This window comes from Marinobacter zhejiangensis (genome assembly GCF_900114775.1).
GTDB lineage: Bacteria > Pseudomonadota > Gammaproteobacteria > Pseudomonadales > Oleiphilaceae > Marinobacter > Marinobacter zhejiangensis.
Map to the genome: position 1 here is coordinate 378823 of NZ_FOUE01000003.1, position 11481 is coordinate 390303.

An 11481-nucleotide genomic window follows, 5' to 3' on the forward strand; every position below is an offset into this window, starting at 1 on the left:
CGCCCTAACCATCGCAAGGACTGACGATCATGATTACCCGTGTGTTGTCGTCAGCCAGGACTGTCACTCTCTATCCCGTGCATCGTTTGCACGGGGTTGTCCTGCTGCTGCTTTTGATCTTTACACTGCTTCTCGGTATGGGGAACTCCCTGCACTCCAGGTTACTGTGGGTTGGGGAGCAAACCTGGCCAAACTACTATCTGCTGGACCCGGCCGCTGTCGCCCCCGACTGCGAACTGTCCATGGATGTAGAGGCTGAAGTCCAGCGTCGTCTGGCGGCTTACCAGCCCGACCCGGATGACCTGTTCAGTACTCCACCCAATCCGGAAGCCCTGCGTCAGTCCTTGCAGCGCAACCTCGCGATGTGCGAGCAAAAATTCCAGGTCTTTGAAGAAAACCAGAAACATGCGACGCCCGCTCTGGCGGCCTTCAAGGCTGTCGAGCAAGGTTTCGCACGCTTCCTGCTCGATAACATTGACCTGATGAAGTTCCTGTTCATGGGCATGTTTGCCATGGCCGCGGTGATCTCGGCCCTGGATGCGGACCATATCGCTTTGCGGTTGCCGCAGAATCGTTCGGAGTGGCGGTTGAGCCAGGGTGTGCAATTTACCGTCAATGGGCTAATGGTGCTGTCTTTGCAGTCCTATGTCGGAAAACTTGCCGTTGCACCGGATTCGGAAGACCTCATCTTTATGCAATCGGCCTGGACCTTTGTGTTCGCGCTGTTCATGGTCGTTAACGCCATTCGTTTCCTGTGGATTCCAGAGCGGGTCAAGGCGGGTGGCCTGAGAGCTTCGTCGCTGCTGGTCGTGCCGCTGTACTGCGTCATGGGCCTGATTGCGATGAGCTACTTCTATTTTGTGGATGGCTACAATTCAGGACTGGCCATCTATTTCGGCATGATGAGCAATCTGTCGTCCATGTTTATCAATATCGGTCTCTATGTACTGGTGGGGATGGCGCTGAAGCAGACACGGGTTCCCGAGCTGCTGATCAACGTTATCAAACCGTACCAGTTACCGGCACCGATGTTGGCGTCCGTGATGATCTTCGCGACGGCTTTCCCGACAGCGTTCACCGGCGCGTCCGGTATTTTCATCCTGGCGGTTGGTGGGGTTGTGTACGATGAGCTGCGCCGGGCTGGCGCTGGGCGTCAGCTTTCCCTCGCTACCACGGCTATGTCCGGAAGCTTGGGTGTGGTGCTCAATCCCTGCCTGCTGATCGTAGTGGTTGCGGCCCTGAACAAGGAAGTGACCACGTCTGAAATGTATAGCTGGGGCTTCTGGGTCTTCCTGATGTCGGCTGGGCTGTTCTCGTTCATCGTCTGCAAGACCGAAGGCAACTGGAAGCCTCGCCCGGTTCCAGGAGCATTCCGTGAATCGGTCGCGCAGTTGAAGCCGCTGATTCCCTACGCACTGACTGCTGGTGGCGTGATCCTTGCCGTGTGGTTGATCCTGGGGCTGGGGTTCAACGAATACAGCGCTCCGATGATTCTGCCGCTGGTTATGCTGGCGCTGGTTTTCCTGGATGCGGGCAAGGATAATCGGGACGAGGGTGTTTCACGCACCAAGGCGTTCTGGACCCGGAGTACCTCAGCAGCCAGTGACTCCGCTGTTCATATTGGCGCGCTGTTGGCCCTGATTGGTTTCTCCATCTGTCTGGGCGGGATTCTGGAACGGTCGGATATCGTCCACGCCATCTTCCCGGAAAGCCTGGATAGCCCGTGGCTGGCCATGCTGGTGGTGGTATTCATGCTGACCTTCATCGGTATGATCATGGATCCGTTCGGCGCCGTTATTCTGGTGTCGGCGACCATCGCCCAAGCGGCCATCGGAATGGGCATTGACCCGCTCCACTTCTGGATTGTGTGTCTGGTTGCCTTTGAGTTGGGCTACCTGTCACCGCCGGTGGCGCTGAACCATCTCCTGACCCGGCAGGTTGTGGGTGAGACGGAAGTGATGGCGGCGGAGCGTACGGGTTCGTTCTGGCACCGTTATGAGCGACTACTGCTGCCGCTGGTTGTTATGTCGACAACCCTGCTGCTGGTCGCCTTTGTACCGATGCTGTTCTACGCTCTGTAACCGAGTCATTACTAACCAGAACCGCCGCTAAGTGAGAACTTCCCGGCGGTTTTTTTATCAGTAAACCCTGCTCCGGCGTGGTATAAACGCTATTCTTTTAACGAGCAGCGCCCCCATGATTCCATGGCGGGGCTGAGTGGGGCAGGCCGGCATGCCATGCCCGGCAGGCGTGTCCTGGATGTGAGCGTACAGGAAAGGCGAAGACATGGGAGTCAGAAGTCGAGGGTGTGTTTATCTGTTGGCGGCGGCCACAATAACGGGGCTGGTGGGCTGCGGTGGCGGCTCGTCGAGCGCAAGCCGGGATATGCTGAGTGGTTCGATCACGATAGAGAGTCGTACCCGCGTTGACTCGGATACAGCGGACGACAGCCGCCTTGGCGTCGCGGTGGCCAACAACACATCCTCAACCGCCCAGGGCCTGCCTGAATCGGCTGTGGTTGGCGGTTTCCTGAGTGCTGAGGCTGGCAGTTACCCCCGCGAAGGCGGAACCGCCCCGGTGTTCCAGTACGTGACGGATGAACAAGATGTGTTCATGGTGCCGCTCAGCGATGGCGACCGGATAACCTTGCAGGCGTTTGCCTCGGGCAATGGTGAGCCTGACGTGGGAATGGTCATTGCCGAGCCGGGTGGTTCGAACGTCTGCTTCCTGGATTGCCTGGGCAACCCTCCTTTCACCCATGTGATGTCGATCGCGGATGCCGATCCTGTCCCCCACCTTATTACCGTAACCGCTGATGGCGGTGGGCCATTTCGCTACGTCCTGACTATTACCTCCCAGAATGCCGCGAGTGCCAGTCACGTCGGGTTTGATGAACCCGAGCTGGTTCCTGACCAGGCGGTGATCGTCATGGCAACGGCCGATCATGCTGATGAACAGAAAATTCGTGGGCTTTCAGCATCGCTGTCAGGTGCCGAGTTGCGAAACCTTGGCAACGGCGTTTGGCGAGCATCCCGCGTTCCGGCAGCGGTAGCCAGAACGTTTAGTGGCGAAGACCAATCAGCGGCGAAATGGGAGACCGTACGTTGGGTACAGTCACTGAGGCGGTTGCCTGGGGTGGTTTCTGCGGAGCCTGATTGGGTTTATCACAGCGAGGCCGTTAACCCGGACAATGACGGATTGTACAGCCTGCAATGGAACCTGCCGCTGATCAGTGTGCCGGTGGCGTGGCTGGCAACCCCGGAAGCGGGGCGTGGCGTCGGTATCGCGATTCTGGACACCGGAATACTCAGTACCCGGCCTTTGACTTATGGCGACTGGCACCCGGATCTGCAGGCCAACATATCTCCCTATAGTGGCCAGATCGTTGATTTCGTATCCGGTGCCCTGGACAACGACAAGGAGGACGAGGGGCAGCGGGATGACAACCCGGCAGATCCCGGAGGGGACTCGTTGCAGGGAACAAGCTTCCATGGCAGCCACGTGGCAGCCATTGCTGCCGGTGTAGACAACACCATTGGCATAGTCGGAGTCGCTCCTGAAGCCGTGGTCTACCCGGTCCGGGTGTTGGGGCGAAACGGGGAGGGCTCATTGTCAGATCTGGTGGCTGCCATTAACTGGGCCGCTGGCAACCCGGATATTGACGTTATTAACCTCAGTCTTGGTGGCTTGCCCATGAACAGCACGCTTGAGACTGCGATTAACCGGGCCTACGACCGGGGTAAATTGATTGTCGCTGCGGCAGGTAACGAGGGGACCGATAACCTGACCTTTCCTGCGGCGTATGGGCGCGTCGTTGGCGTTGGTGCCGTGGATGCCGGACGAACACGGGCTTCGTATTCCAACGTGGGCGGCTCGGTAGACCTGGTGGCGCCCGGGGGGGATGCCAGCCGGGACGCGAATGGCGATGGCAGCTCTGACCTGGTGGTCAGTGCCTGGGGAAGCCGCAATGCCTCAGGGGGCTATGTTCCGGGTTATGCGGGGCTGCATGGAACGTCCATGGCGGCACCGCACGTCTCTGGGGTGTACGCCTTAATGAAAGGCGCTGCGCTACAGCGCGGTCGAAGCTTTGGCCCGGGGGACTTCTTTGCTTTGATGACGGCTGGTGATATTACCGACGAGGTTGGCAATCGCACGGAGTATGGCGCCGGGCTCATCAATGCCATCAAAGCGGTGAACAGGGCGGTCGATGGAACCATCCCCACGGTCATGGCAGCGTCGCCATCGGCGTTGCAATTCGGGGACTCCCAGCCCCAGCAGGTGTTAAAGCTGACCACGTATCCCGATGGCAGTTCGGTCACGATCGACGGTATTGGGCCTCTGCCGCCATGGTTGAGCCTGGATCCGATGCCTCAGGTCGGGGCGGCACCGCCTTCGCAGATTCTGGTAGCGGTTGATGTGGCTCAGTTGGCTATTGAGTCCAGCTATTCCGCGGAAATCGTACTGACCTATACCGGAACGGCGTCTGGCCAGGAATTATCAATTCCTGTCACGGTCTTGCGCCAGGACGAGCAGGAACAGCGTAATGCTGGCCGCCATTACGTTTTGTTGATGGATCCCAGGCGCCCGGATGGGGACCCTGTGGCCCAGGTTGTTGTAGACGCCAGCAACGGACGCTATGACTTTGCCTTCAGTGATGTGGAACCGGGGAACTACCTGCTGGTGGCGGGATCCGATCTCGACAACAACGGCAGTATCTGTGAAACCGGCGAAGCGTGTGCTGAATACCCGGTGATCGGCTTGCCGGAACCAATTTCCATTGACGATACACCGGTAGCCGGCATTTCCATGACCACCAGCTTCCGGCGACCGACCCTGTCCGAGATGGGACAGCCGCGATATGGCTTCCGTGGCTATCGGGTCAACCAGGGTGAGTCTGTGGGGAATCATGCTATGCGTACTTATGTTGGAGATTCTCAATGAGTGTACTCAAGACGGGGCTTCGCGCCGGAGCCGTGGCGTTGTCATTGACTGCCCTGAGCCTGGCGGGTTGTGCAAGCCACCTGGAATCCACCGGCGGTGGCTCCCCGCTGGCTCGGCAGGTGACGGCCTCTGAACATTGCGGCCTGACCGCGCCCGGGTTGCTTTACCTGACCGGGGTGGACCAGGTGCAGGCCCTGGCCGGACTGCCGGAGCAGACGGTCAGCCTGGCGAGTGCGGCGGAGCTGGACTTTAGCCGGGAGCACCTGGCGATTGTTGCACTTGGCCAGCAAAACACCGGTGGCCATGGCGTGACGTTGGTGGGATCGGAGCAGGTAGGGGATGAATTGCGTCTGGAAGTGGCGGTTAGCCGTCCCCAGCCTGGAGGCATGGTGATCCAGGTAATGACCACGCCGTGCACCGTACTGGCGGTAACCGCGAATGGCTGGCGTGAGCTGATGGTTCATGGTGAAAACATGAATCCGATGCGCCGTTCCCGGTAAATCAATGGCCCGTTGCCGTGGCGGGCCTCACAAAACAACCGTTGATCTTTCCCCGTGAATCCCTAAGCTATGGGCCTCAGAACACGTTCTTAACCTCCCCGGAGTTGTGCCTCTTCCATGAGCCAGAAACAATACAACGCTGAATCCATCGAAGTCCTGAGTGGTTTGGACCCAGTCCGAAAGCGGCCTGGCATGTATACCGAGACCAGTCGCCCCAACCACCTTGCCCAGGAAGTTATTGATAACAGTGTCGATGAAGCATTGGCGGGGTTTGCCCGACGCATCGACGTGGTGTTGTACAGTGATGGGTCGCTGAGCGTTGAGGATGATGGGCGGGGGATGCCGGTGGACATCCACCCGGAAGAGGGCGTGCCGGGGGTCGAGCTGATTCTGACGCGCTTGCATGCCGGGGGTAAGTTCTCCCAGGGTAACTACAATTTTTCAGGTGGTCTTCACGGGGTTGGGGTGTCGGTAGTCAATGCCCTGTCCAGCACCCTGGAAGTGAGGATCAAGCGGGACGGTGAACTGCACCGGATCACCTTTGCCGATGGTGAAAAGGCCAGCGAGCTGGAAGTCATCGATACCGTGGGTAAGCGTAATACCGGTACCCGGGTCCACTTCCTGCCGGACCCTTCCTATTTTGATAGCCCGAAGTTTTCGGTCAGCCGCCTGCGCCACAACTTGCGGGCAAAGGCGGTGCTGTGTCCGGGACTGACCGTGACGTTCCTGCAGGAAGCCACCGGGGATAAAGATGAGTGGTGCTATGAGGATGGTCTCAGGGATTATCTGCGCAGTGCGTTGGCGGATATCGAGGCAGTTCCGCTGGAGCCGTTCACCGGCACCTTCTCCGGTAATACCGAAGAAGTGGACTGGGCGCTGCAGTGGCTACCCGAAGGTGGCGAAGCGGTGGTGGAAAGCTACGTCAACCTGATTCCTACCGCCCAGGGCGGCACCCATGTGAACGGATTGCGAACCGGTCTACTGGAAGCCATGCGGGAGTTCTGTGAATTTCGCAGCTTGCTGCCGCGAGGTGTCAAACTGTCCCCGGAAGACATTTGGGATCGTTGCAGCTATGTGCTGTCCTTCAAAATGCAGGACCCGCAATTCTCCGGCCAGACCAAGGAGCGTCTGTCCTCCAGGGAAGCGGCAGCCTTTGTGTCTGGCGTGGTTAAAGATGCGTTCAGCCTGTGGCTGAACCAGCATGTGGATGTGGCGGAAGCGCTTGCTGAGATGTTTATCAGCAATGCCCAGCGCCGATTGAGGGCCAGCAAGAAGGTTGCCCGTAAAAAAGTCACCTCCGGCCCGGCCCTTCCAGGCAAGCTGGCCGACTGCTCCGGAGCGGACACGAACCGTTCCGAGCTATTCCTGGTGGAAGGGGACTCGGCGGGCGGCTCCGCCAAGCAGGCCCGTGACCGGGAATTCCAGGCGGTGATGCCTCTGCGGGGTAAGATTTTGAATACCTGGGAGGTGGATTCCGGTGAAATCCTGGCTTCCCAGGAAGTTCACGACATTGCGGTGGCGATCGGTGTAGATCCGAGTTCTGATGACCTCTCCGGCCTGCGCTATAACAAGATCTGCATCCTGGCGGATGCCGACTCTGACGGCTTGCACATCGCGACCTTGTTGTGCGCACTGTTCGTCAAGCACTTCCGGCCGCTAGTATCCGCCGGACATGTGTTCGTAGCGATGCCGCCGTTGTACCGGGTGGACCTGGGTAAGGAAACCTTCTACGCTCTGGATGAGCATGAAAAGCAGGGTATCCTGGACCGGCTCGAAGCGGAAAAGCGTCGCGGTAAAATCCAGGTCACCCGATTCAAGGGACTGGGTGAGATGAACCCGCTGCAGCTCCGTGAGACCACGATGGCACCGGATACCCGCCGCCTGGTTATGCTGACCCTGGAAGAAGGCGATGAAACCGACGAGCGCATGGATATGCTGCTTGGCAAGAAACGCGCGGCTGACCGAAAGGTCTGGTTGGAAAGTAAGGGTAACCTGGCGGATCTGGCGATTTAATCGCCGGTCTGCCTGGGCCAGTCATCCCCTTATTCTTCTTGGTGATTTAAAAAGCATTCTTTATTCTTTCTCTCGTGGCCCTGGCTTCGATATTCTTCCGGTTTTTATAATAGGACCACCGGATGGATTGGCAGGGCTGGTTTGCACTGAGCCTGGCAGGGCTCGCACTGTTACTGATGAGTATTGGTCGTCTTGGCCCGCATCTGGTGATGCTGGCGGTGATGGTCATTCTCAGTGCGACCGGTATCATCGATTCGCAGCAGGCTTTGTCGGGCTTCAGTAACAGCGGCCTGATTACGGTGGTCGCCATGTTTGTGGTTGCGGCCGGGATTCACCATTCCGGTGGTGTTGACCTGGTGGTGCAGTATCTGTTGCGCAACCCACGCACCGTGCGTTCTGCCCAGGCCCGGATTGCGGTGCCGGTGTCACTGCTGAGTGGCTTTCTGAACAACACTCCGGTTGTCGCCACCATGATTCCGGCGGTCCATGCCTGGTCCCGGAAGATTGGCATATCCCCCTCCAAACTGATGATCCCCCTTAGCTACTCCGCGATTCTCGGAGGCACCCTGACGTTAATTGGCACCAGCACCAACCTGGTGGTGAACGGCCAGTACCAGACGCTGACCGGGGGAGACGGGTTCTCCATTTTTTCCATTACCGCCGTGGGCCTGCCCGTTGCGATCATTGGTCTGACCCTGATGCTGTTGTTTCTTCCGAAGGTACTCCCGGAACGAAAGGATCAGCAGAAGTTCGGCTCCATGCGGGAATTCACCCTGGAAGTTGCGGTGGCCTTTGATGGTCCTCTGGTGGGCAAGTCGGTTGGCGAGGCCGGACTGCGGGAACTGGAGCGGTTGTATCTGGTTGAAATTGAACGTGATGGCAGTGTGGTCACCGCGGTGCCCTCGGAAGAGCGATTGCGAGGTGGCGATCGCCTGGTGTTTGCCGGTGATACCCAGGCCATTTCCGACCTGTTACGAATCAATGGCATCGTGCCTTCAGTGCACGACGATGAACCGAGTCTGAGCCAGGATCGTGCCGAACGCTGCCTGGTCGAGGCCGCACTGTCTCCGCAGTCGGATGTATTGGGGTCGACAATCCGCGATGCCCGTTTCCGCGACCGTTATGGCGCTGTGGTGCTTGCGGTTGCCCGCGGTGGTGAGCGTGTCTCCGGCAACCTCGGTAATATCCGGCTTAAGCCAGGGGATGTCCTGCTGCTGGAAGCCAGGCCGGCATTTATCAGTCGTCAGCGCTACAACAAGGACTTCCTGCTGATCAACGATCTTGATACCCAGACACCTCGTCATGATCGAGCCTATGTGTCCTGGGCGATACTGCTGGTGTTGGTCGGGGCTGCGGCTGCGGGCGTTCTGAGTATGCTGAATGCCGCCTTGTTGGGGGCAGGCCTGATGATTATTACCGGCTGCTGCTCGGTTGGTCAGGCCCAGAAGGCCGTGGATGTGCCGGTGGTTCTCACCATTGCCTCGTCTTTTGCACTGGGTGCCGCCTTGGAGGTAACCGGGGCGGCGAGCTTCCTCGCCTGGGAAATTCTTGATATCAGCGCAGGCCACCCGTTACTGACCATCTTGCTGGTCTATCTTGTGGTGTCGATCCTCACCGAGGTTATCACCAATAATGCGGCTGCGGTGCTGGTGGTGCCGATTGTCCTGTCTATGACGAGTACCATGGGCGTACCGGCTGAGCCATTTATTATTGCCGTCATGATGGCCGCCTCGGCCAGTTTTGCCACTCCGCTGGGGTACCAGACAAACATGATGGTGTTTGGACCTGGTGGTTACCGGTTTATGGACTTTGTGCGCGTTGGCGTGCCCTTCAATGTGGTGATTGGGCTGGTCACTGTGGCTGTCATCGGCCTGCTGTACGACATTCCGTTCGGCTGATCTGGGTGCAGGTGTAACTGGTGCTGAGAAGTAAGAGGGTAAGGCCGGAGAGAGGGCTACTCCAGGCAGCCTTGCCGATGACAAAGCTGCCTGCGAGTTAATCACCGCCAGGAAACGCGGTGATTATGAAAAGTTAGTTGTTGCTGGGAACGACGACGCGCTCGTCAAATTCGATTTCCATGATAACTCCTTGTTTCCAGTGGATCGCTGATAGTTCGTAATTCTATTGGTTTCACTGTTTCCTACAATCCGTAGAACCCGCATACGACCAAAGCCTAGCAGCTGTCATCTTGGTCAAAAAATCTGATCATTCCTTCCAAATATTTCCGATAGGATTTCCATCGAGCTAGCTCTAGACTCGATGGCAATATTCAATTTATTTATTCCCCGGATTGAAAGGTTCAGGAACGGACTGGTCATGGAACTACGAAATACCGATACCCACTATGGGATCGTACAAGTGCTTATGCACTGGCTGGTGGCAATTGCGGTTTTTGGTTTGTTTGCCCTTGGTTATTACATGGTGGACCTGGGCTATTACGATGCCTGGTACCGGACCGCGCCTCATATCCACAAAAGTGTCGGCCTGCTCCTGCTTGCGCTTATGGTGGCTCGCCTGGCCTGGCGCTGGGTAAGCTCAGCCCCGACGCCACAGGCCAGTCACAAGCGATGGGAAATCGTGTTGGCACACCTGGCCCATATCATTCTGTATCTTCTTATTTTTACCGTGCTGGTCAGTGGTTATCTGATCTCCACGGCTGACGGCTCCTCAATCATGGTGTTCAACTGGTTCGAAGTGCCTTCGGTGACCGGGCAGGTCAAGCAGCTGGAAGATGTGGCCGGCAAGGTCCATTACTGGTGTGCGTGGGCGCTGGTGGGCTTGGCTGGGGTGCACGGTCTGGCCGCCATCAAACACCATGTGATTGATCGTGATGAAACTTTACGGCGGATGCTTGGTCTATCTGCCCGGTAAATGGAAGCAGGGGCAGATAAGCCCCTTGATACTGACCTTTTTAACTCGTGCCTACCCGGCAAGAAACCAAGGAGATGATCATGAAGAAGCAACTGTTGGCCTCTGCCATCGCCCTGTCCCTGGCATCTGCCAGCGCGTTTGCTGAAAACGGCAGCGGTACATACAAATTTGATGATGCCGGCGAACACCAGTTCATCATGTTCAAGATTTCTCATCTGGGCTACAGCTGGCTCTACGGTCGTTTCAACGACTTTACCGGTGAGTTCAACTACGATGCTGAGAATCCTGCATCCAGCACGGTCAATGTTGCGATTGATACCGCGAGTGTGGACTCGAATCACGCTGAGCGCGACAAGCACCTGCGTAGTGAAGACTTCCTTTTTGTAGAAGATTTCCCCGAAGCCACCTTTACCAGCAAGCAGATCATCATCGAAGAGGATGGCGAGGCTGAAATCGTTGGTGACCTGACCCTGCGCGGTGTTACCCGTGAGGTGACTCTTGAGGCAGAAATGCTGGGCCACGGCGCAGACCCCTGGGGCGGCTACCGTATGGGCTTTGAGGCCGAAACCGAGTTCCGTCTGGCTGACTTCGGTATTCCGACCAATCTGGGGCCGGCTTCTGAAAAAGTAGAAATGATTATCTCGGTTGAAGGTGTGCGTCAGTAACCTTCAAGTCTTTCGCGCCGGTACTCTGTGATAACAGGGTACTGGTGGCGGACGATGCTTTTCCGGGAGGCGCTCGCTCTCCTGGTTCTATTCTCTCCTGAGTCTTCTCCCTGCTGGGTCTACTCCGCTGGAGCCCTTCGGAAATTGTCTGGAATCTGTCGAATGCCTTATAGGCTTAGGGAAGAAGGCTGATTCAGGTCAGTTGTCGCAGGATCGGCACAAGTGGCGTTGGCGCAGGAACTGGGCAACGAACACCACCAGGCAGACCAGCAGTCCAGCCCAGAGATAGGGTTCGGTCACGTGCAGAGTCCCGCTCACCGCAAACTCCACCAGGACCATCAGCACGAAGGCCAGACCGCCGTTGATCAGTGCTGTCAGCAATGCCTTGGAGCAGGCTTTCATGGTTGGGCTCATAGTGTTTTCTCGAAATGCCACGGGGTGCCTTCGGGGGGTTGCAGGTTGTTGGCGTCAGATCCGCTCACAACCTGAAA

The 11481-nt window shown here is 57.6% G+C and carries 8 protein-coding genes; 7 read left to right on the plus strand and 1 reads right to left on the minus strand.

What is annotated here, in order from left to right:
• Positions 1-29 precede the first annotated feature (29 nt).
• From BMZ67_RS11650 to BMZ67_RS11680, 7 genes are all read left to right on the plus strand, one after another.
• Positions 30-2081: a TRAP transporter large permease subunit gene (locus BMZ67_RS11650; RefSeq protein ID WP_092022783.1), complete on the plus strand. Its 2052-nt coding sequence runs from the start codon at positions 30-32 to the stop codon at positions 2079-2081.
• Positions 2082-2286: 205 nt separating this feature from the next.
• Positions 2287-4941: a S8 family serine peptidase gene (locus BMZ67_RS11655; RefSeq protein ID WP_092022785.1), complete on the plus strand. Its 2655-nt coding sequence runs from the start codon at positions 2287-2289 to the stop codon at positions 4939-4941.
• A complete protein-coding gene (locus BMZ67_RS11660) occupies positions 4938-5441 on the plus strand; it encodes a protease complex subunit PrcB family protein (RefSeq protein WP_092022787.1) in 504 nt (167 codons plus the stop codon). Before BMZ67_RS11655 ends, BMZ67_RS11660 begins: the two co-directional genes overlap by 4 nt.
• A 117-nt stretch (positions 5442-5558) precedes the next feature.
• Entirely contained in the window at positions 5559-7454 is a 1896-nt protein-coding gene (gene parE, locus BMZ67_RS11665; protein ID WP_092022789.1) for a DNA topoisomerase IV subunit B, read from the plus strand.
• 122 nt (positions 7455-7576) lie between these two features.
• Positions 7577-9352 (plus strand): SLC13 family permease, encoded by a 1776-nt coding sequence (locus BMZ67_RS11670; RefSeq protein WP_092022791.1) that lies wholly within the window; start codon positions 7577-7579, stop codon positions 9350-9352.
• A gap of 418 nt (positions 9353-9770) precedes the next feature.
• The gene (locus BMZ67_RS11675) at positions 9771-10325 is read left to right on the plus strand and encodes a cytochrome b (RefSeq protein WP_092022793.1); all 555 of its coding nucleotides are present in this window, start codon (positions 9771-9773) and stop codon (positions 10323-10325) included.
• 80 nt (positions 10326-10405) lie between these two features.
• Complete coding sequence (locus tag BMZ67_RS11680; protein ID WP_092022795.1) at positions 10406-10990, plus strand: YceI family protein; 585 nt, start codon at positions 10406-10408, stop codon at positions 10988-10990.
• Between the two features lie 198 nt (positions 10991-11188).
• Here BMZ67_RS11680 and BMZ67_RS11685 read toward each other — a convergent pair whose 3' ends face one another.
• Positions 11189-11392 (minus strand): hypothetical protein, encoded by a 204-nt coding sequence (locus BMZ67_RS11685; protein WP_245749957.1) that lies wholly within the window; start codon positions 11390-11392, stop codon positions 11189-11191.
• Positions 11393-11481: the final 89 nt, after the last annotated feature.

Coding starts and splice junctions, on each gene's coding strand:
- BMZ67_RS11650 (WP_092022783.1), top strand. CDS start 30: ATGATTACCCGTGTGTTGTCGTCAGCCAGGACTGTCACTCTCTATCCC.
- parE (WP_092022789.1), top strand. CDS start 5,559: ATGAGCCAGAAACAATACAACGCTGAATCCATCGAAGTCCTGAGTGGT.
- BMZ67_RS11660 (WP_092022787.1), top strand. CDS start 4,938: ATGAGTGTACTCAAGACGGGGCTTCGCGCCGGAGCCGTGGCGTTGTCA.
- BMZ67_RS11685 (WP_245749957.1), bottom strand. CDS start 11,392: ATGAAAGCCTGCTCCAAGGCATTGCTGACAGCACTGATCAACGGCGGT.
- BMZ67_RS11675 (WP_092022793.1), top strand. CDS start 9,771: ATGGAACTACGAAATACCGATACCCACTATGGGATCGTACAAGTGCTT.
- BMZ67_RS11670 (WP_092022791.1), top strand. CDS start 7,577: ATGGATTGGCAGGGCTGGTTTGCACTGAGCCTGGCAGGGCTCGCACTG.
- BMZ67_RS11680 (WP_092022795.1), top strand. CDS start 10,406: ATGAAGAAGCAACTGTTGGCCTCTGCCATCGCCCTGTCCCTGGCATCT.
- BMZ67_RS11655 (WP_092022785.1), top strand. CDS start 2,287: ATGGGAGTCAGAAGTCGAGGGTGTGTTTATCTGTTGGCGGCGGCCACA.